At 66.2% G+C, this 20,710-nt stretch carries 13 protein-coding genes; 5 read left to right on the top strand and 8 right to left on the bottom strand.

Annotated elements, in window-relative coordinates; genetic code table 11:
• Position 1: 1 nt before the first annotated feature.
• Together MXAZACID_RS15645 and MXAZACID_RS15640 are read right to left on the bottom strand one after the other, a co-directional pair.
• Positions 2-1,405 carry a UdgX family uracil-DNA binding protein gene (locus tag MXAZACID_RS15645; protein WP_008495473.1) on the bottom strand — a complete coding sequence of 468 codons (1,404 nt, stop codon included), beginning with the start codon at positions 1,403-1,405 and terminating at the stop codon, positions 2-4.
• A complete protein-coding gene (locus MXAZACID_RS15640; protein WP_008495472.1) occupies positions 1,405-2,616 on the bottom strand; it encodes a putative DNA modification/repair radical SAM protein in 1,212 nt (403 codons plus the stop codon). Before MXAZACID_RS15640 ends, MXAZACID_RS15645 begins: the two co-directional genes overlap by 1 nt.
• Positions 2,617-2,787: 171 nt before the next feature.
• Here MXAZACID_RS15640 and MXAZACID_RS15635 point away from each other — a divergent pair, with 171 nt between their 5' ends.
• The 3 genes from MXAZACID_RS15635 (at position 2,788) to MXAZACID_RS15625 (ending at position 5,275) form a co-directional block, all read left to right on the top strand.
• Positions 2,788-3,276, top strand: coding sequence for a hypothetical protein (locus MXAZACID_RS15635; RefSeq protein WP_008495470.1), 489 nt, complete (start codon positions 2,788-2,790; stop codon positions 3,274-3,276).
• 149 nt (positions 3,277-3,425) lie between these two features.
• Positions 3,426-4,151, top strand: coding sequence for a GntR family transcriptional regulator (locus tag MXAZACID_RS15630; protein ID WP_039885667.1), 726 nt, complete (start codon positions 3,426-3,428; stop codon positions 4,149-4,151).
• Positions 4,148-5,275 (top strand): mandelate racemase/muconate lactonizing enzyme family protein, encoded by a 1,128-nt coding sequence (locus MXAZACID_RS15625; RefSeq protein WP_008495468.1) that lies wholly within the window; start codon positions 4,148-4,150, stop codon positions 5,273-5,275. The genes MXAZACID_RS15630 and MXAZACID_RS15625 overlap by 4 nt, the downstream gene beginning before the upstream one ends.
• Before the next feature lie 86 nt (positions 5,276-5,361).
• Here the strand turns inward: MXAZACID_RS15625 and adhP are convergent, their stop codons facing one another.
• Positions 5,362-6,384 (bottom strand): alcohol dehydrogenase AdhP, encoded by a 1,023-nt coding sequence (gene adhP / locus MXAZACID_RS15620; RefSeq protein WP_008495467.1) that lies wholly within the window; start codon positions 6,382-6,384, stop codon positions 5,362-5,364.
• Between the two features lie 340 nt (positions 6,385-6,724).
• Here adhP and MXAZACID_RS15615 point away from each other — a divergent pair, with 340 nt between their 5' ends.
• Positions 6,725-8,896: an EAL domain-containing protein gene (locus tag MXAZACID_RS15615; RefSeq protein WP_008495466.1), complete on the top strand. Its 2,172-nt coding sequence runs from the start codon at positions 6,725-6,727 to the stop codon at positions 8,894-8,896.
• Complete coding sequence (locus tag MXAZACID_RS18010; RefSeq protein ID WP_008495465.1) at positions 8,893-11,442, top strand: ATP-binding protein; 2,550 nt, start codon at positions 8,893-8,895, stop codon at positions 11,440-11,442. Before MXAZACID_RS15615 ends, MXAZACID_RS18010 begins: the two co-directional genes overlap by 4 nt.
• 33 nt (positions 11,443-11,475) lie before the next feature.
• On the opposite strand, the gene MXAZACID_RS15605 is transcribed toward MXAZACID_RS18010, so the two are convergent.
• The 5 genes from MXAZACID_RS15605 to MXAZACID_RS20225 form a co-directional block, all read right to left on the bottom strand.
• Positions 11,476-12,447, bottom strand: a complete 972-nt coding sequence (locus tag MXAZACID_RS15605) for a crotonase/enoyl-CoA hydratase family protein (protein ID WP_008495464.1) — start codon at positions 12,445-12,447, stop codon at positions 11,476-11,478.
• A gap of 537 nt (positions 12,448-12,984) precedes the next feature.
• The gene (locus MXAZACID_RS20405; RefSeq protein ID WP_008495463.1) at positions 12,985-16,740 is read right to left on the bottom strand and encodes a Hint domain-containing protein; all 3,756 of its coding nucleotides are present in this window, start codon (positions 16,738-16,740) and stop codon (positions 12,985-12,987) included.
• 400 nt (positions 16,741-17,140) lie between these two features.
• Entirely contained in the window at positions 17,141-18,472 is a 1,332-nt protein-coding gene (locus MXAZACID_RS15595) for an aspartate aminotransferase family protein (protein WP_008495462.1), read from the bottom strand.
• A gap of 14 nt (positions 18,473-18,486) precedes the next feature.
• Positions 18,487-19,512 carry a phosphotransferase gene (locus tag MXAZACID_RS15590; RefSeq protein WP_008495461.1) on the bottom strand — a complete coding sequence of 342 codons (1,026 nt, stop codon included), beginning with the start codon at positions 19,510-19,512 and terminating at the stop codon, positions 18,487-18,489.
• Between the two features lie 89 nt (positions 19,513-19,601).
• Positions 19,602-20,710, bottom strand: a 1,109-nt coding sequence (locus MXAZACID_RS20225) for a sulfite reductase flavoprotein subunit alpha (RefSeq protein ID WP_008495460.1), incomplete at its 5' end; no start/stop codon positions are given.

Here is a 20,710-nt window from a genome sequence, read left to right as displayed (position 1 = left end):
GTTAAGCGTGGGTTTGAGCCAAACGCCTCACCGCCCGCAAATCCTGCAAAAACGCCGCCTCCGCCGCGCGGCGCGCCTGCTCATCCGGCAAACGCAGCAGATAAGATGGATGCGTGGTGACAAAAGCCGGCCAATCCCCCAGTTGCGCCGGGCCGCGCGCCTGGGTAACGCAGACCGGCTGGCCGCCGACCGCCAGCGCCGCACTCGCCCCCAGTGCCACCACCAGACGCGGCCGCACCAGCTCCAACTCCTTCAGCAGCCACCAGCGATAATGCTTGATCTCCCCGGTGCTCGGCGATTGGTGCAGGCGATGTTTGCCGCGCTGCTCGAACTTGAAATGCTTGACCGCGTTGGTGATGTAGCATTCCGCCCGGTCGATCCCGGCCCGCGCCAGCATCGCATCCAGAAGCTGCCCGGCCGGGCCGACGAAGCAGCGCCCCTGCGCATCCTCCTCATCCCCAGGCTGCTCGCCGATGAAGGCGATGGCGGGCTCCATCGCCCCCTCGCCCAGCACCGCGCGCGTGCCGCCGGTCACGAAGGGCGGCGAGGCCATGATGATCTGGTTCAGCGCCGCTAATGTCGTGGGAGTTTGCGCCGCCATCGCCGCCACCGCCTTTTGCGGGTCGCGTTTGGCGCTCATCGCCGCCGCGCGGGCGATCATCTCCTCCACCCGCGCCGGGGCCTGCGCCACCAGCTCTGGGATCAGCCGCGCCTCCGGCAGATTGCGCCAATATTTGCGCGGCATTTCCTTCTGCATCATCGCGGTGTTCAGGCGCGCCGGGTTGAAAATGCTTTGGTAATAATCCAGCCAGCCGGATTCGACCTCATCACTCTCCGGCACATCGCCACGCTGGCCTGGCGGGCCGATTTCCAGCCGCGTGCCGTCCCAATGCAGCGTACCCTCGGGCGTGAGGATGGACCAGACCAGGCTGCGGAAGCGATTGACGAAAAACCCTGAAGTCGCCTCCAGAATATGATGATCCGGCTCGAACCAGGCGAGGAAGCGCTCGCCCTGCGCGTCCTCGACGCGGCGGAAGCGCACGAAGGCGTGCATCTTGTGCAGATCCCGCCGCACGGCTTTCGCCAGCATCTCCAGCCGGTGGGTCAGCTTGTCGTGGCGCATCTCCAGCAGATGCGGCTCGCCATGGCGCAGCCGCCAGATCATTTCATAAAGCAGCGCATGGCGGGCCGGGTCGCGATGGCAGATCACCAGCCCGATCAGCTCCGCCGCCGCGCGGGGCAGGCTGAAGGCCGGGCCGTCCTGCGGCGGGGCAGCGCCGAACAGGCTGGCGCCCGTCTCCCATAGCACCTCGCGCGGCTTCACGCCCCGCGCCACCAGCCCGCGCACCGCGGCGCGAAAGCCGGGCAGATCCGCTCCCGGCGCCAGCGCGATGCGGGTCTGCATCAGAACAGGCTCGGCTGCACCGCGAGGCGCTGGCGCAGATCCAGCCGGTCGGTCTGCGCCGGGCGGTGATCCTCGGTGATCAGGAAGGGCAGCATGCGTTTCAGCCCGGAGCTGAGCCGCGCCACATCCGCCAGCCGCAACCGCGAGAAGCGCCGCGCCGCGATGATCTTCTCCACCGCCCGCGCCCCCAGCCCCGGCACCCGCAGCAGCATCTCGCGCGGCGCCTGGTTCACATCCACCGGAAACTGGCCGCGATTCTTCAGCGCCCAGGCGAGCTTGGGGTCGATCTCCAGATCCAGCATCCCGCCCTCGCCGCCCTGGGCGATCTCGGTGGCGGTGAAGCCGTAATAGCGCAGCAGCCAATCCGCCTGATAGAGCCGGTTCTCGCGCTGCAAGGGCGGTGGCTTCGCCGGCAGCGCGGCGCTGACCGCCTGATGCGGGCTGTAGGCGGAATAATAGATCCGCCGCAGCTTGAAATCGCCGTACAGCGCCGCACTTTTCGCCAGCACCGCGGCATCGTCCGTGGCATCCGCGCCGACGATGATCTGGGTCGATTGCCCCGAAGGCGAGAAGCGCCGCCGCTCCGCCTTGGCCTCGACGATGCGCTGCTGCATCTGCCCCATCGCGGCGCTGATCGCCGGGGCCTGTTTCTCCGGGGCGAGCCGCGCCAGGCTGGTCTCGTTGGGGAGTTCCAGATTGATCGAAAGCCGATCCGCCCACAGCCCGGCCTGCTCGATCAGCCAGGGATTGGCCTCCGGGATCGCTTTCAGATGGATATAGCCGGCAAAGCCGTGATCCTGGCGCAGCGATTTCGCCACCAGCATCATCTGCTCCATCGTGTAATCCGGCGAGCGGATGATGCCCGAGGAGAGAAACAGCCCCTCGATATAGTTGCGCTTGTAGAAGGCCAAGGTAAGATCCACCACCTCTTGCACCGAGAAGCGGGCGCGCGGCACGTTGGAGGAGCGGCGATTGATGCAATAGGCGCAATCGAACAAGCAGTAATTGGTCAGCAGGATTTTCAACAGCGAGACGCAGCGCCCATCCGGCGTGTAGGAATGGCAGATGCCGGCCCCGGTGGTGGAGCCGAGCCCGCCTTTCCCCGCCGCGCGTTTCGGCGCGCCGGAGGAGGCGCAGGAGGCGTCATATTTCGCCGCATCGGCCAATATCCGGAGTTTCGCGGTCAGGGCTGGGTCGAGAAAGGCTGTCATGGCATCGTTCACGTTATGTTCTTGTAGCGCTCTTCGTCAAGTTCCGAATGAAGCGGGCGGCGGCGAGCGCCGCGCCTGTCACGAAGCGATTTGCCCAGGCTGGCCGATGGCGCTAACCACGCGCCATCCTCCGGGCGCTGACGACCCGGCGGCGGCGCGAGGAGCGGGCATTTGAGTTTCTACTGGGCCTGGATTGCCTTCCATTGGGTTTTCATCACGGTGACGCTGATCCTCTGCGTCGTCGCCTCGATGCCGACACGCGGCTGGATGCGCCTCGGCGCCTGGGTGAAAGGCCGGCTGACCCAGCGTACCCAGTCCCGGCTGGACGCCGCCCTCGCCGCCGCGCCGCAACCTTTCACCGCGCAGACCAGCTTTTTCGCCCGTGGCGGCGGGCTGGCGCTGGATGGCGGGCGGGGGCTGGTGTTTCTGGCCATACCGGAAGGCAAGGCGCTGCGCAGCCTGGTGGTGCCGGCCGCGCATGTGCGGGTCGGCGCGGTGCGCACATTGGTCGAGAACGGGTTTCAGCAGATCGTACTGGAGCTGCAGGTGGTGGGGGACGGGCTCTGGCGCCTGCCCTGCGCGGATATGGACCTAGCCCATGACATGCAGGCCGCCCTGGCCGGCTTCGCCATGGCCGGCGGCAGCGAACAGACGGCCTGAACCTCAGCGCGTCGCGTCGGTCCGCGCGCATCTTGCCACCTCAAGTCGTATGGTCTATAGGATGACCGTATATCAAACGGGTTGCCGCCCTGAATAATCTCGGACGGCGCTCATACCATTATCGGGATGATGGGGGTATGTCCGCGCCGATGAGTATTCTCTCTACCGACAATCCGCTGCCGCTCTACGCCCAACTCTCCGAATTACTGCGCCAACGCATCCTGCGCGGCATTTTCAAGCCCGGTGACAGGCTGCCCTCCGCCGAGGAGCTGGCGAAGGAGTTTTCCCTGGCACGGGTGACGGTGCGCCAGGCGATCGAGCTGCTGCAGCGCGACGGGCTGGTGGTGGCGCGGCAAGGGCGCGGCACCTTCGTGCAACGCAACCCGGCCGCCGAGACCAGGCTGAAAGTGCAGACCACGCTGCGCGATCTCGTCACCATGCTGAAGGGCGACGAGATCCAGCTGCTGAACATCTCCGAGGGCCAGGCGGCGCCGAACCTGACCGAGACGGACGGCAAGCCGGCCGCCCATTATGTGCATATGATGCGGGTGCATCTGCGCGAGGGCACGCCTTACTGCGTGATCTCCATCCATCTCGACGAGGCGATTTTCCGCCGCGCCCCGGAGCGGTTCCGCAGCGAGCTGATGATCCCGCTGCTCGCCGCCATGCCGGAGATCGAGATCGCCCGCGCCCACCAGACCCTGACCATCGGCAGCGCCGACCCGGAGGCCGCCGCCTTGTTGAAATTGCGGGTGAATGCGCCCGTTGCCAATGTCCGCCGGGTCTTCACGGCGCCGGATGGCACGGTGATCTATCTGGGCGAGGTGATCTATCGCGGGGATCTCGTGCAGCTGGAGATGGATCTGGTCTCGTGAGTGCTGCCCCCCGCATCGCCGCGCTGCGGGCCTTCGTCTATCGCTGCCCGATCGAACATCCGGTGACCACCTCCTTCGGGGTGATGCATGACCGGCCGATGGTGGTGGTGGAGGCGGAGGATGAGGAAGGCGCCATCGGCTGGGGCGAGATCTGGTGCAATTTCCCCGCCATCGGTGCCGAGCACCGGGCGCGGATGGTGGAGCGCGTGCTGGCGCCGCTGGCGGTCGGCCAGGAGGGCGTGCCGGAGGCCGTGTTCGCGCGGCTGAGTGCCCGCACCGCCGTGCTGGCGATCCAGTGCGGCGAGCCGGGGCCGGTTGCCCAGGCCATCGCCGGGTTGGATATCGCGCTATGGGATCTGCGGGCGCGCCGGGCCGGGCAGCCGCTCTGGCGGCTGCTGGGCGGCAGCGATCCGCGCCTTTCGGTCTATGCCAGCGGCATCAATCCGGACAAGGCGGTGGAGACGGCGCTGGCGCAGCGCCAGGCGGGCTTTACCGCCTTCAAGCTGAAGGTCGGGTTCGGGCAGGCGCGGGATCTGCGCAATCTGCGCGATCTGCGCGCGGCGCTGGGCGAGAGCGCGAAGCTGATGGTGGATGCCAACCAGGGCTGGAGCCTGGAGGAGGCGGCGCGGATGCTGCCGCATCTGGCCGGCTTCGGGCTGGGCTGGGTGGAGGAGCCGCTGCGCGCCGACCGGCCCTGGGCGGAGTGGCGGCACCTGGCCGGGCAGACCGGCATCCCCCTGGCGGCGGGGGAGAATCTGCTCGGGCAGGAGGGCTTCGCGGCCGCTCTGGCCTCCCGCGCTGTGGCGGTCATGCAGCCGGACATCGCCAAATGGGGCGGGTTTTCCGGGTGCCTGCCGGTGGCGCGCGCGGCGCTGGCGGCGGGGCTGATTTATTGCCCGCATTGGCTGGGCGGCGGGCTGGGGCTGCTGGCCTCGGCGCATCTGCTGGCGGCGGTAGGGGGTGAGGGAATGCTGGAGATCGATTCCAACCCGAACGCGCTGCGCGAGATGAGCTGCGGCCCGCTGGCGCGGATCACCCAGGGCCACGCCACGCTGAGCGAGGCGCCGGGGCTGGGGATTGTCCCGGACCTGGCGGCATTGGGCGCGTACCGGGTGGGGCATTAAAACGCAACGAGCGGAGGGGTGTGGGGCGTTTTTGAAAAAACGCCCCACACCCCCAAAAACTTTTGCGCGGTTTCAGCTCGGGTGTTTCACAGCTTCAGCACCACCCGGCCATCGATGCCGCCCTGTTCCATGCGCTCGAAGATCTGGTTGATATTCTCCAGACTGTCCCAGGAGAAATGCGACGCCACCTTGCCCTCGCCGGCGAACTCCAACGCCTCTTCCAGATCCTGCCTGGTGCCGACGATGGAGCCGCGCACGGTGATGCGTTTGAGCACCGTCTCGAAGATCGGCAGGCTGAAGCGCCCCGGCGGCAGCCCCACCAGCGCCATGGTGCCGTGGGCGCGCAACAGCCCGTAAGCCTGCTCGAACGCCACCGGCGACACCGCGGTGACCAGCGCCCCATGAACGCCGCCGCTGCGCTGCGTGAAGCTGGCCAGCGCCTCGGCATCGCGCGCATCCAGCGTCACATCCGCGCCGAGCTGCCGGGCAAGGGCCAGCTTGTCCGGATGGATATCCACCGCCGCCACATGCATGCCCATCGCCTTGGCATATTGCACGGCCATGTGGCCGAGCCCGCCGACGCCCGAGATCAGCACCCATTCGCCGGGCTTCACCTCGGTTTCCTTCAGCCCTTTATAGGTCGTCACGCCGGCGCAGAGCACCGGGGCCGCCGGGCCATCCTCCAGCCCGGCCGGAATCCGGCCGACATAATTCGGGTCCGCCAGCGCGTATTCGGCGAAACTGCCATTCACCGAATAGCCGGAATTCTGCTGGTCGGCGCATAATGTCTCCCAGCCGGTACGGCAATGCGGGCAATAGCCGCAGGCGCTGTGCAGCCAGGGAATGCCGACCCGGTCGCCCTCCTTCACCCGCTTCACCCCGCGCCCGACCGCCGCGACCATCCCCACCCCCTCATGGCCGGGGATGAAAGGCGGGGTTGGGCGCACCGGCCAATCGCCCCGGGCGGCGTGCAGATCCGTATGGCACACCCCGGTTGCGGTCAGCCGCACCAGAATCTGCCCCTCCGCCGGGTCCGGCACCGGCCAGTCCTCGATCGTCAACGGTTTTGTGAAGTCCCGCACCACGGCGGCTTTCATCGTCTTGGCCACACCCTCTCTCCTTTGCGCTTGCAGCGAACGCCACTGAATCCCTGCTCGCGCCGGGGCGCCATGACCCAGATCAAGCCAGCCTTGCCCGCCCCTCCCCCCGGGGCCGGTCCGAAAGCGATCTTGGCGCGTATCGAATTATTGAATAAATTCGATTACAGGTAGAATTGGGGCAGATCTTGAGATAGCTTCCAACCCTACCGAGAAGGGCAAGAGGGCATTCGGGAAATGAGTTGTCAGCATCTAAGAATAATGCCGTGCCCCGGCCGCCATTCGTGTGTCTCGGTTCGCCTGAAACCGTCTTGTGGGGCGCAACAGGTCCGGCACTGGACAGGCTGAGGCGATGCAGATTTCCCAGCCGACCATCCTGATCGTCGATGACAGCCCGACCAATCGCCGCATTTACGCCCGCCTGGCGCGCAATCTCGGGGTGGAGGCGCATGTCCGCACCTTCGAGAACGCCCAGCAGGTGATCGACTGGCTGCCCGGCAACCAGGCGGATCTGCTGATCACCGACTATAAAATGCCCTTCATGACCGGCGACAAGCTGGTCGCGCATATACGCTCCTACGACCCCAACCTGCCGGTGATCGTCGTCACCGCCTATCACGACCGCAATTACCGCGTCGCCTGCCTGGAAGCCGGGGCGACGGATTTTCTGCTGAGCCCGGTCGACCATGTGGAATTCGTCACCCGGGCCCGCAACCTGTTGAAATTGCGCGCCCAGCAGCAGAACACGCTGCGCCGGGCGGAGATGCTGGAGCGGCGGCTGGCCGCCGGCGTGCCGATGCGCGAGGATTTCGCCATCGATAGCCGCGAGGCGCTGGCGCAGGTGATCGACAATGTCCCGGCGATGATCAGCGCCGCCGACCGGCATGGCAATTGCCTGTTCGTCAACGCCGCCCAGGCCGCCGCCGCCGGCGAGTTGCCGGGCGAGCTGGTCGGCCAGCCGGTGGATCTGCTATTCGGCTGGGAGCGCGGCATTTCCAGCCGCCGGCTGGACAAGCTGGTGCTGGAAACCGGCCAGCCTTTGCCCGCCCGCGAGGAGGAGGTGATGACCGCCTCCGGCGACACGCTGGTGTACCTGACCAGCAAGGTGCCGCTGCGCGATGCCAATGGCGTGGCGCGCGCGGTGCTGACCACCTCGGTCGACATCACCGAGCGGCGCAATGCCGAGAAGCGGCTGGAATATCTGGCCAATCACGACCCACTGACCGGGCTGCCCAACCGTGCGCTGCTGCGCGACCGGATCCAGCGCGAATTCGCCCGCGGCCGCCGGGGGGACCAGCATTTCGCCCTGCATTTCATCGATCTCGACCGGTTCAAATCGATCAATGACAGCCAGGGCCACGCCATGGGTGACCGGCTGCTGCGGCGCATCGCCGAGATGCTGGTCGAGCTGATCGGCGAGGAGGATACGGTGGCGCGCATCGGCGGGGATGAGTTCGCGGTGCTGCAATCCAACATCACCGGACCGGAGGATACCGCGCGGCTGGCGGATTTGATCATCGCCCGGCTGAATGAGAGCGAGCATGCGCCAGAGGCGCTGAATGTGGGGGCGAGCATCGGTATCTCGATGGCGCCGCAGGACGCGCAGGACGCGGAATCGCTGATGAAGAATGCCGACCAGGCGATGTATGCGGCGAAGCTGGCCGGCGGCAATATGTGGCGCGCCTTCGCCGCCGAGATGGGCACCAATTCCAGCCAGGTGGTCAATCTGGAGCGCGACCTGCTGAACGCCATCGCGCAGCGGGAATTCGTGCTGAACTACCAGCCGCAATTCGATCTGCGCACCGGCGCGCTGACCGGCGCGGAGGCGCTGCTGCGCTGGCGCCGGCCCGAGGCGGGGCTGGTGCCGCCGGGGCATTTCCTCAGCCTCGCCGAGGAAACCGGGCTGATCATGCCGATCAATGAATGGGTGATCCATGAGGCCTGCCGGCAGATCGGGGACTGGGCGCGCCAGGGCGTCACCGGCTTGCGGGTCGGCGTCAATCTCTCGCCGATTCAGTTCCGCCGCCGCGCCATCGCCAAGGTGGTTGCCGCCGCCCTGGCCGAGACCCGGATCGACCCGCGCGCGCTGGACCTGGAACTGACCGAGGGAATTTTGCTGCGCGATGTCGATGACATCATCCCGCAGCTCAACGCGCTGCGCAGCCTGGGGGTCAGCCTGTCGCTGGATGATTTCGGCACCGGCTATTCCTCGCTCGCCTATATGCAGAAATTCCCGCTCGACCGGCTGAAGATCGACCGCTCCTTCATCCAGGGGCTGGCCGAGAACAAGAACGACCTCGCGATCGCGCGCACGATCATCGAGCTGGGCCATATCCTCAATCTGCGCGTCGTCGCCGAGGGGATCGAGACCAACGCCCAGCTCGCTCTGCTGAAAGCCGAGGGCTGCGATGAGGGCCAGGGCTTCCTGCTCGGCCAGGCGCTGGCGCCGGATGTGTTCCTGAACGAGTTGGTCTGGCAGAAATCCCAGGCCTCCTTCCTCTGCGCGGCGCGGAGCGCGCGATGAGGACGCTGAACCGGGCGGGCGATGCGCTGCGCCGGCTGCTCGCCCCGCTGGCCCAGCGCCTGCGCGGGCGCCCGGACAGCGAACATGAGATGAGCTATAACCGGCTGGTCTTCGCCGCGCTCATCATCGCGATTCTGATCCTCGGCGGCTATTCCGAAACCGCCCTCTCCGCCTTCGTGGCAATGGCGATTTATCTGGTGCTGGCGCTGGCGGGGCTGGCGCATATCATCTGGCGGCCGGGCGTCTGCCAGGTCAGGCGCTTCTATGCGCTGCTGCTCGATTGCGGCTTTCTCTCCTGGCAGCTGCATCTGGGCGGTGAACGGGTGGCGTTGTTCTACCCGGTCTATCTCTGGGTGATTTTCGGCAATGGCTTTCGCTTCGGGCTGCGTTTTCTGGCGGTTTCCGTGCCGGTGGCAACACTCGGCTTCCTGGCGGTGGTGCTCTCCACCCCGTTCTGGCGCGCCATGCCGCATCTCTCGGCCGGGCTGGCGATCGGGCTGGTCATTCTGCCCGCTTATGCCGGCACGCTGATCAAGAAACTCTCCCAGGCGACCAAGGCCGCCGAGGAGGCGAGCAAGGCCAAGAGCATGTTCCTGGCCAGTGTCAGCCACGAGCTGCGCACCCCGCTGACCGCGATCATCGGCATGAACGAGCTGCTGCGCGCCAGCAGGCTCGATTCCGCGCAGGCGGAGATGGTCGAGACCGTCGGCGTCGCCAGCCATTCCTTACAGACGCTGATCAACCAGCTGCTGGATTTCTCCCGCATCGAGGCGGGGCGGATGACCAGCACGGTGGAGGAGTTCGACCTGCTGGCGCTGCTCGTCGATGTGCGGCGCATCGTCGAGAGCCAGGTGCGGGAGAAATCCATCGCCTTCAACCTCCATGTCACCCCGCGCACCCCGGTACGGATCAAGACCAGCCGGCTGCATCTGCAGGAAATCCTGATCAATCTCGTCGGCAACGCGGTGAAATTCACCTCCATTGGTGGCGTGGTGCTGGCGGTGGATACCCGCCCCGGCGGCGAGGGCGAGTTGATCCTGCAGGTCGAGGTTTCGGATACCGGCATCGGCATCGCGGCTGAGGCGCAGGCGAAGATTTTTGAGAGCTTCACCCAGGGCGATGCCTCAATTCTCAACCGGTTCGGCGGCACCGGTCTGGGCCTGGCCATCACCAAGCGGCTGGTCGGGCTGCTGGGGGGTGAGATCGCCGTGCAGAGCAAGCTTGGCGAAGGCAGCCAGTTCCGCTTCTTCATCAAGGCGTTGCGTGCCGAGCCCACGGAGGAAATCTGGCAGGCGCCGCCCGGCAAGATCGGCCTGCGGGTGCGCAATCCGCTGAAGCGCGCGCTGATGCGCACCAACCTCGCCGCCATGGGCGCGGAGGTGGAGCTGGTCAATCCCGGCACCATGGTGCCGGCGGATGTACGCATTCTGGTGGATTACAATAATGACGGCGAGCCGCCCTCCGCCCCGGTGAGCAGCCGCGGCGCCGCGCCGATGCTGATCCAGATCCAGCCCGTCGAGGGGCCGGGCCTGCCCGATCTTGCCACCCGGCAACGCTGCACCACCCTGCTCTCGGACGATTTTTCCGACCAGGAATTGCAGCAGGCCTTGCTGATCGCCGGCCGCTTCTGCGGCGTCGCGCCGCCGATCGCAACCAGCGACGAACTGCCTGCCGCCGCGCCGCGCGCCCTGGACGCCGAGCCTGAACCGGCGCCGCTGCCGGTCTCGCTGATCCGCCGCAATGTGCTGCTGGTGGATGATAACCGGGTCAATCAGCGCGTCTTCACCCGCATTCTGGAAGCGGCCGGGCATAATGTGACGGTGGCCGATAACGGCAATCTGGCAGTGGATATTCTGGAGCGCGAGGATGAGCGCTTCGATATCGTGCTGATGGATTTCAACATGCCCGGGCTGGACGGGCTGGAAGCCACCAAGCTCTACCGGGTGATGGCGCTGGGCCGGGACCGGCTGCCCATCGTCGGGCTGACGGCGGATGCCTTCGCGCAAATGAGCGGCGAATGGCGCAGCGCCGACATGGATGGCTGTCTGGTCAAGCCGGTGGCGCCGCAGGATCTGGTGGCGGCGGTGGAAAAGATGGCCCGCATGCGCGAGCCCTCATCGGTGATCGCCCGGCTGGAGGAATGGATCGAGCCGCCGGCGCCGGTGCTGGCCCGGCCCGCGCCCGAAGAATCGCCTTTGGATGATGCGATCATCGCCAATCTGCGGCTGCTCGGCGACAGCCAGTTCCTCAACGAGCTGCTCTCGGATTTCCTCTCCGATGCGAAGGATCTGATCGATCTGCTCTCCGCCGATGCGGAAAAGGGCGATGGGCAGGAGTTTCGCAACCATGCCCACGCGCTGCGCAGCTCGGCGGCGAATGTCGGGGCGAAGGCGCTGGGCAATCTCTGCACTCCCTGGGGCGGCTTACGCGGCAGTGAGCTGAAGGCCCAGGCGGGCGCGTTCACCAGCCGCGCCCACACTGAGTTGAAACGGACAAGACAAGCGGTGATGGCGCTTGGCACGATCCGCCGGGCGAACAATCAATGATCGTCGGCCCGGCCGGCATCGCCAAAGCTGCCCTCACTCGGCGGCCATGATCATCGAAGCCTGAGGCTGCAGCGCCGCCAGACGGCGGTCCTGCGCGGCGCAGAGCTTGTCCATCTTGCGCAGATCCGCCTCGGTCAGATTGACGGCCGCCTCGGCCCAGATATCGACGACATCGATCAGCTCTTCCAGCGTGATCGGGTTCACCCGGCGGCGGGCGCGCAGGGTGGCCATATGCGCATTGAACTTCCGGTTATGGCGGGCGATGTAATCCTGCGCCACGGCGGCACCCTGACCATCCTCGGCCAGCACATCGACCACGCCGATTTCATGCAGCTCCTCGGCGGTGTAGATGCGGCCCGAAAGGATCATTTCCTCGGCCTTCTTGCGATCGACCCGGCGCGACAGGAAGCTGTAGGCGCCCATGCCGGGGAACATGTTGAACAGGATTTCCGGCAGACCCATCTTGGCGCTGCGCTCGGCGACGATCATGTCGAAGGAGAGCGCATGCTCGAAACCGCCGCCCAGCGCGTCGCCCTGGACCAGCGCCATGGTGATCACCGGGCTATCGAAGGCGATGGTGTTGCGGTGGATCGCCTTGACAGCGACATGGCCGTAATGGCGCATGGAATCGAGGTCGCCCTGGCGGATGCGCTGAGCGAAATGGCCGAGATCACCACCAAGATTGTAAATCCCCTGAACGGCGGAGGCCATCACGAACCAGGAGAAGGGGGTGTTTTCGCGGCGCGGGGCGCGGGAGAAGGAGGAGGTGATCAGCTCCTGCATCTCGCTGATATCCTGCATCAGCTCATGGGTGTAGGAGGGGCGGCCGGGCGGGGTCATGTGGCACCACAGCGTGCTGCTCGGCGCATCCAGATCCAGCTGGATGTTCTCAAACCGGCGGTTGAGAAGGGTCTGCAGCGCCAGGCCCTGGAAATCCTCGTTCTGAGAGGAGGTGGCGCTGTCGTTCTGCAGGCGGGCGGTGGTGGCGAAATTGACAAAGTTCATCTCAACTCTCCGTAGGTTCCATAAAAAAACCAACCGTGCGAAGCCCGAACTACGAGACTCCATCTCCCGGCTGTGGCCGCACTATGGACTGAAATTTTGAGTAGAGTTTAAAAAATTTTCCGATCTTTAAGTAGTTTTTATGGCGTGAAACGAAGTTTCGGCGGGCATCATAGCTTTAGCGGAACAAACAGCCCCCCTGAGATTATTGCAAAAACAACCCATTTCGGGCGCGGGCTGGAGTTGGAGGCGTAAAGCCGTGGAAAAATTTTCTAACTTATCAAAGCATTAAAAATGCATATGGCGACGATTTTACGCCACGCGGCCACCGCCGGGCGATCGCCGCGCCAGGGAACGCGGCTGCCCCGTCCCGCCGCTAACGGCACTTCTGGCGCTTCGCGCGGTTTTGGCACCGGCTGAGTCGCAAAAACCCGCACCAGCGCCATAAAATATTCACAGACATCGCCCCGCCCGGCCGCGAAGCGGGCACAAAAAAGGGCGGCCGAAGCCGCCCTTTTCAGATGATGACCGCCGTCAGGCTCAGGCGACGCGGCGCCCCGCAGCCAGCAGGCGGGCGCGGGTCGCGGCCGGCACCTGGCGGGCGGATTTCGCCCGCGGGTAGGGCAGCTCGGCGATCGCGGTCTCCGGCGCGCTGCGCTCATCCCAGTTGTGGAAATGCATGCGCTCGATGTTATCGACGAAGCTTTCCGCCGCCACGCCTTCGGCCAGCAGCAGCTCATGGCTGGCCAGCTCGACATGGTAGTAGGTGAACTGGGCCGGGATGTCGCGCTCGCGCACGATGCTCTCGCCATTCACCAGCGCCCCTGCCTGGACCAGCACGCCGTCCAGGAAGATCGCATGGTCGGGCGAGACGCAGAGATCGCGCTTGGGCAGGTTTTCGCCCAGGGCGCCGGCCTTGATCCGCACCGGGTAGGAGCGGATCGGGTCGGCGAAGGCCTTGGCGACATGGCTCTGTCCCAGCCAGCGGATCGGCAGAGCGCGGCCATCCTGGGTCAGCACCAGGTCGCCCTCGCGCAGAGCCTCAACGGCAACCTCGCCGCTCGGCGTGGCAATGTTGGTGCCGGCGCAGAAGCAGAGAGTGACGACCAGCTGGCCGGAGGCATCGCTCACCTTGGCCCAGCTGGCGCTGTCGCCGGAGCTCAGGCTCAGCGCGATGGTCACGGCGGCGCCGTCAGTGGTGTCGCTCACCACCAGCGTGCCGTTATTATAGGTCTCGGTCAGCTTGTCGGCGCTGGAGCTGAGCGAGAAATTGGCAGCACCCAGCGTAATCGCGTCGGTGCTGCCGAAATTCGTCAGCGTCTCGTTCAGCACATGGTTGGTGACGTTGCTGCCGGTGAAATCCACCGCGCTGCCCGCACCATTGCCTTCCATGTTGATCGGCCCGGAGAGCGAGCCCGCCGCGATGATGGTGCCGTGATCATAGATCGCCGAGAAGCTGGAGCCGGAGGCCAGCGAGGCGGTGACACCGCTATCCACCGTCAGCGTGCCCGGGCCGGTGATGGCCTTGCTGTCGCTGAAATTGGAGGCGATGGTCACCTGCGCGCCGGAGGTCAGCGAGACCGCCGTGGCGTCGGTGCCGCCGAGCACCAGCGTGCCGCTATCGGTGATCGCGCCCAGCGTGGTGGCGCCGGTCAGGGTCGCGGAACCTGACACGGCCAGCGTGCCGGTGCCGGTCAGCGAACCGGCGTCGAGGAAGGCCGCACCGGAGGCGACGGTGATGAAGCCGTTATCCGTGACGCCGCTGCTGCTCACCGAGGCGGCATTGGCGCCGACGACCACTGTCTCCTTGGCGGAGATCACGTCGCCTGGGGCGACATTGCCGGAGAAATTATTCGCCTGCTCGAAATTCGAGCCATTTGCACCCGTGAAGGTGAAGGCGGTGGCAATGGTCGGGGCCAGCTCTATGGTGACGCTGTTGGTGCCGATCAGATTGACGAAGGAGCCGCTGGTCAGGGTGGTGCCGGAGACGCCGGCCAGAGACACGGTGTTCGTCCCCAGCGCGTTGCCGGAACTGTCGGTCAGGGTCTCGGTCAGCACGCCATTGGCGTAGCTGATGGTCAGCCCTTCGCCGGCCGGGATGGAGACGCCGGTGGCGACCAGCTCATCGGTGGTGCCGAAATTCGTCAGCGCGGGCACGGTATTTCCCAGCGCCATCTGCAGCACGCTGCCAGCGCCATTGCCTTCCATATTGACCGGGCCGGAGAGTGAACCGGCGGCAATGATGGTGCCGAAATCATTGATCGCGGCGAAGCTGGAACCGGAGGCCAGGGACGCGGTGACGCCCTTATTCACGGTCAGCGTGCCGAGGCCGGTGATGGCCTGGCTGTCGCTGAACGCGCCGGAGAGGGTCACCTGCGCGCCGGAGGCGAGCGAGATGGCGGCGGCATCGTTGCCGGCCAGCACCAGCGTGCCGCTATCGGTGATCGCGCCCAGCGTGGTGGCGCCGGTCAGTGTGGCGGAGCCCGCGACGGCCAGCGTGCCGGTGCCGCTCAGCGAACCGGCATCGATGAACTTCGCACCGGAAGCGACGGAGATCACGCCGTTATCGGTGACGCCGCTGGAGGTGACGGACGCGGTGTTGGTCGCGATGGTCACGCGCTCATTGGCGGAGAGCACATCGCCCGGGGCAACGCCGCCGGAGAAGTTCGAGTAGAGTTCGAAATTCGAATTGGTGGCGCCGGTGAAGACGTAGGAGGTGGCGGCGGTCGGCGCGGTTTCGACCAGCTCGCCATTGGCGCTGGAGAGCACCACGAAGGAAGAGGTGGAGAGGCCGGTGCCGGAGATGCTCAGCTTGGTGCTGGCCACGGTGGCGCCGTTGCTGCTGGTCTCGGCGATGGTGAGCGCGCCGTTGGCGTAGCTGTAGGAGATGCCCTCGCCGCTGGTCAGGGCCGGCAGCACGGAGGCGCCGAGATCGATCACATCATTGCCGGTGAAGCCGGTGATGGTGCCGCCGAAGCCGGCGCTGTTGTCATTGACGATCAGCTCGTTCGGGGAGCTGGCGGAACCCAGCGTGCCGAAGACGACGCTGAGCGAGCCGTCATTGCCGGCGGTGTTGTAGAGCCCGAAGGTGGCACCATTCTGGATGGTGATGGTGCCCGCACCGGTGATCGACTCGTTGCTGCTCAGCTGGGTGCCGGGGCCGCTGACGACCATGGTGCTGGCCGCGGTGACGGTGCCGTTGGCGCCAACCAGGGTGTTGGTGCCGCTGGAAATGGTGCTGGGCGCGGCGGAGATATACTCGGCCCCGGCGCTGTTGGTGCCGATCACCACCGGGCTGGCCAGGCTGCCGGCCAGGGTCAGGGTGGTGGCGGTGCCGCCGTTATGGGTGGTCAGCAGCGTGTTGCCGCCGGCGCTGGCGAAGGTGATGTTGGAGGCGCTGGTGAAACCGTCGATCTCCAGCGTGTCACCTGAGGTGAAGCCGGCGATGGTGCCGTTATTCAGCGTGCCCTGGGCAACCGAGAGGGTGTTGCCGCTGCCGGAGAAGGTCACTTCCTCCTGCGTGGCAAAGCCCGCGGAGAGGGTGGCGTTGCCGCCGTTCTCGATGACGATATAGCCATCGATGGTGGTGGAGGAGGAGGCGGTGTTGGCGCCGTCCAGCACGGTGGCCTCGATGTTCAGCTGGCCGCCATTATCGACGACCCAGCCGGCATTGTAGAAATTCGAGACAGTGGCGGTCTGCCCTGCCATGGTCCCGGCGGTGATGTCGATGAGACCCGTGCCGCTGACCGAGATCAGGCCGTAATTGATCAGGCCGTGCAGCGCCTGGGCATTGCCGCCGATGGTGTTGGCGATGCTCAGCGTGTCGCCGGAAGCGGCGTCGATCAGGCCGAAATTTTCGTTGATCGTCTCGACGGTCAGCGTGTCGGTGCCGCTGGCATAGACCGACATGTAAGAATCGTAGCGCGGCGTGGAGGAGAGCGCGCCATGCAGACCGGTCATCGTGGTGCCGGCGGCGGTGGTGCCGCTATTGCCGTAGAAAATACCCAGCGCTTCGCCGCCGATGGTCAGGTTGGCGCCGCTGGTCAGGGTGATGCTCTCACCCGCGACCTGGTTTTCTTGCAGGACATAATAGGTTGTGTTGTTGGTGGTCACGGTCTGGGCCACCATGATCACGCTGGCGTTATTGTCCGTCGGGGCCAGATAGGGCTGGGTGCTGTTGGTGCCGGAAATGACGATGGACTGGTTACCCGTCGCGGAGGAGGCCGGCGCATAACCGCTCCAGTTATAGTCGTTGTACCAGTTGCTCGAGTACGAGCCGTTCCACGTGTCAGACATTCCCAGCACTCCAATGAAGCCAGCCAGGACGGCTCCCGGCACGCGCGAAAGTTAAATTTGCGTATGCTAAACCATCAAAAATCGGATAAAAAAAGGCACATCAGCCAAATTTATCTACAAATTTCCGTGAGTGGCGATTAAAAACTGTATGTTACGTTTCTTTTTTTGTCTTGTTTTTAGTTATAACCACTGACAACGCTGGGTTCAGACCGCGCTTGGCGGACATTTCACACGTCTCACCCAGCGCTGCTTTTGTTGAATTCGATATTATGTTGATATCGTAACTTAATGAATAGACGCGTTGATGAATCGCGGAGTCACACGAATTGCCGCCTCTTCGCCGCCAGCTGTGAGGACGGCGCGGTCAACCGGGCGGCGGGACTCGCCCGCGCCGGGCGGTTCAGCCGCGCAAAATCTCGTCCATGGCGCTCAGCAGCCGCCCGGCCTCGGCCGGGCCAAAGACCAGAGGCGGGCGGATTTTCAGCACATTCGCATCCGGCCCGGTGGCGCTGATCAGGATGCGCCGGTCGCGCAGCCCGTTGACGATCTTCGCTGCCACTTCGGCGCTAGGCGCGCCGGTCCGCGCATCGCGCAGCGCCAGCCCGATAAACAGACCCGCCCCGCGCACCTCGCCGATCTCGCCATGGCGGGCGCCGAGGCCGCGCAAGCCCTTCATCAGCAAGGCGCCGGTGCTGCGGGCCTTCGCAATCAGCCCGTCCCGCTCGATCACATCCAGCACCGCCATGCCCACCGCGCAGGAGACCGGATTGCCGCCGAAGGTGTTGAAATAGCGCATCGCCTGGCCGAACGCGTCGGCCAAAGCGGGCTTCGCGAACAGCCCGGCCATCGGATGGCCATTGCCCATCGGCTTGCCACAGGTGACGATGTCCGGCACCACCCCATGCCGGGCAAAGCCCCACATGCCATCGCCGGTGCGCCCGAAGCCCGCCTGCACCTCATCGGCGATGAACAAGGCCCCCGCCGCGCGCGCCGCCTCCACCGCCGCGGCCAGGAAGCCCGGCGGGTCGGCATAGACGCCATCGGAGGAGAAAATCGTATCCACGATCAAGGCCGCCGGGCGGATGCCATGGCGGGCGAGGTCGGCGAAGGCGGCGGCGACATTGGCGGCAAAGCGCGGGCCGGGATTTTCGCCGGAAGGTGCCGGCACGGTGCGCACATGCGCCCCCAGCGGCGAGGCTTTGCCGAGTGAGGGCGAAAACGCCGCCACCGCCTCGGTGACGCCATGATAGGCCAGCTCGGTGACGACGATGCCGCTGCCGCCGGTGGCGTGGCGGGCGATGCGCATTGCCAGATCATTCGCCTCGCTGCCGGTGCAGGTGAACATCGCCCGGCCGATCTCGGCCGGCAATGTCGCCAGCAGCCGCTCGGCATAGGTGAGAATGGTCTCGTGCAGATAGCGCGTATGGGTGTTCAGCGTGGCGGCCTGGGCGGTGAGGGCCGCCACCACATGCGGATGGCAATGCCCGACCGAGGCGACATTGTTATAGACATCCAGATATTCATTCCCCTCCGCATCCCATAGGATACAGCCCAGCCCGCGCACCGGATGCACCGGGGTGCGGTAGAATAGCCGGTAGGCCGCCCCCAGCGCCGCCTGGCGGCGAGCGACCAAGGCGGCATCGGCAGCGGGCAGCAAAGCGGCATCCCGCGCCGAGAACGCGTTGACCATGCCGGCATTGGGGCCTGAGGCGGAGGGCGGAGCGTCGGTCATCTTGGGTCCTCGGATTACGGCGCGAAAAGCAGCGCGGCGGCCTCGTCCCCCGCCGCGTCCAGGCGGGCAAGGGCGCGCGCGGCGCTGGGGGCGTTGCGCAAGATATAGTCCGCACGGTGCGGATTACGGGCGGCGCGCCAATTGGCAATGGTCAGGGTCAACGCCGCGCGCGCGCCGGTCAGAGCCGGGAGGAGCTGTTGCTCCAGCTTCGTCAGCGGCAACATGGCGCCATAGGCCCGCACGCAGGACGGGGCATGGCCCAGAGCGCCTTCGCCGCGCGGCACCAGATAGGCCAGCGCCACCGCCAGATCCTGCACCAAAGGGGCCTGCAGCATATCGCCGAAATCGATCACCCCGAGCCGGCCGGCTTCATCGCGCATGATGTTGTAGGGGTTGAAATCATTATGCACGATCTGCTGGCGCAGCGCCCCCTGATGCGGCAGCGCCGCCGCGCGGTAGCGGGCCAGAGCGCGCCGTGCCAGCGCCTGATGCGCCGGATCGGCGATCATCTCCATCATCCCGGTATAATCGGGCAGCCGCCGATGGTCCCAAAGCAGGGTGCGCTGGGCGGCCTTGTGGGTGAAGCCGGCCAGGCCGCGATCGAGCCCGGCCAGCATGTTGCCGATGGCCGCCGCATCCGCCGCGTTCAACGCCTCACCGCCAATCTGTGCGCCGGGGACATAGGAGACCACGAGCATGATATGCGCCGCCCCCGCCTCGTCGTGGATACGGGGAAATACCTCCCCGGTCAGCGTCCGGCGCACGCGCGCGGTGCCCAGATCCGGCGCGGTGACGGCGAGATGGTCGAGTGCCGCCGCCTGCAGCGCCAGAGCCTCCGGCGGCTCGGCGATATTGGCGATTTTCACCACCCAGTCCCGCCCGGCGCCGGTATCCAGCCCGAAGGTGAGGTCCTTTTCGCTGGGCAGCCGCGTCAGCGTGCCGTGCAGCCCGTATTCACGCGCCAGAAACGCCAGGATTGGCGGCAGGGCGATATCGGGCGGCGGGGTTTCCAGAAGATCGAGCGCGGCTTGGTGGGACATGGTCTCGTACAGCTATGATCAGTGACTGCAAGACGAGACGACATCTCCCGTACAGTGCCAGAGCGGGGTAAAACGACCGACCAGAGGGATCAATAGACATCGCGCAGATAGCGCTTTTCGGCCGCCAGCTGGTCCAGATAGGCAGACGCCGCATCGGCTTCCATATCGCCGTGCGCGGCGATGATCTGGCCGAGGACCACATGCACATCCTTGGCCATGCGGGCGGCGTCACCACAGATATAGAGGCACGCTCCCTCCTGCAGCCAGGCCCAGAGCCGCGCTCCCTCCTCGTGCAGCCGGTCCTGGACGTAGATTTTCCGCGTCTGGTCGCGCGAGAAGGCGGTGGAGAGGCGGTGCAGAGACCCGGCTCGCGCCAGCGCCTCCAGCTCTTCGCGGTAATAGAAATCGCAGGCGGCGCGCTGCTCGCCGAAGACCAGCCAGTTGCGGCCGGGCGCGCCTCTTGCCTGGCGCTCCTGCAGGAAGCCGCGAAACGGGGCGATGCCGGTGCCGGGGCCGATCATGATGATCGGCACATCATCCGCCGGCAGGCGGAAATGCGGGCTGGGCTGGATGAACAAAGCCGCCGCCCGCGCCCGGTCCGCCAGGAAGCGCGAACACAGCCCGCCGCTTTGTCGCCCGGCGACCTCGTAGCGCAGGATATTCACGGTCAGATGGACCTGATCCGGATGCGCGGCGAGGCTGGAAGCGATCGAGTAGAGTCGGGGGGTGAGCGGCTTGAGCAGCGCCAGCCATTCCTCTGGGCTGGCCTTGACCGGATAATCCGCGAGCAGGTCGCGCAGCTGCCAGCCTTTGTGCCAGGGCGCTTGCGCATCCCGCGCTGGGCCGGTGGCCAGGGCCGGAGCGCGGGCGGCGCAGAATGCCAGCATCGCCGGGGTGAGGCGGGAGATATCCCGCCCGGCCAGCTGTTCGGGCGCCAGTCCGGTGAGCCGCGCCAGCTCCTCCAGCAGACGCGGGTCGTTTTCCGGCCAGACGCCCAGCGCATCGCCAGGCTGATAGGCGATGCCGGCGCCGGCGAGGTCGAAGATGATCTGCCTTGTGTCTTTCTCTGACCCGGCCTGGTTGAGCCGGTGATTGCCGATCAGCCGGGCGCGATACGGGCTGGTGCGAGTGACACCGGACGGCGCGGGCGCGGCGGGGGCAGCGCGGGCCCCCAGCGCCGGCAGGGCGGCATCGATCC

Origin of the sequence: Acidocella sp. MX-AZ02 (assembly GCF_000306035.1) — a bacterium.
Lineage (GTDB): Bacteria > Pseudomonadota > Alphaproteobacteria > Acetobacterales > Acetobacteraceae > Acidocella > Acidocella facilis.
This window is presented reverse-complemented; position numbering and strand designations above follow the sequence as displayed.

Bases quoted from the DNA above. Each gene is read 5' to 3' on its own strand.
- MXAZACID_RS15645 (WP_008495473.1), bottom strand. From the start codon at position 1,405: ATGCAGACCCGCATCGCGCTGGCGCCGGGAGCGGATCTGCCCGGCTTT.
- MXAZACID_RS15640 (WP_008495472.1), bottom strand. From the start codon at position 2,616: ATGACAGCCTTTCTCGACCCAGCCCTGACCGCGAAACTCCGGATATTG.
- MXAZACID_RS15630 (WP_039885667.1), top strand. From the start codon at position 3,426: ATGAGTATTCTCTCTACCGACAATCCGCTGCCGCTCTACGCCCAACTC.
- MXAZACID_RS15615 (WP_008495466.1), top strand. From the start codon at position 6,725: ATGCAGATTTCCCAGCCGACCATCCTGATCGTCGATGACAGCCCGACC.
- MXAZACID_RS18010 (WP_008495465.1), top strand. From the start codon at position 8,893: ATGAGGACGCTGAACCGGGCGGGCGATGCGCTGCGCCGGCTGCTCGCC.
- MXAZACID_RS15605 (WP_008495464.1), bottom strand. From the start codon at position 12,447: ATGAACTTTGTCAATTTCGCCACCACCGCCCGCCTGCAGAACGACAGC.
- MXAZACID_RS20405 (WP_008495463.1), bottom strand. From the start codon at position 16,740: ATGTCTGACACGTGGAACGGCTCGTACTCGAGCAACTGGTACAACGAC.
- MXAZACID_RS15595 (WP_008495462.1), bottom strand. From the start codon at position 18,472: ATGACCGACGCTCCGCCCTCCGCCTCAGGCCCCAATGCCGGCATGGTC.
- MXAZACID_RS15590 (WP_008495461.1), bottom strand. From the start codon at position 19,512: ATGTCCCACCAAGCCGCGCTCGATCTTCTGGAAACCCCGCCGCCCGAT.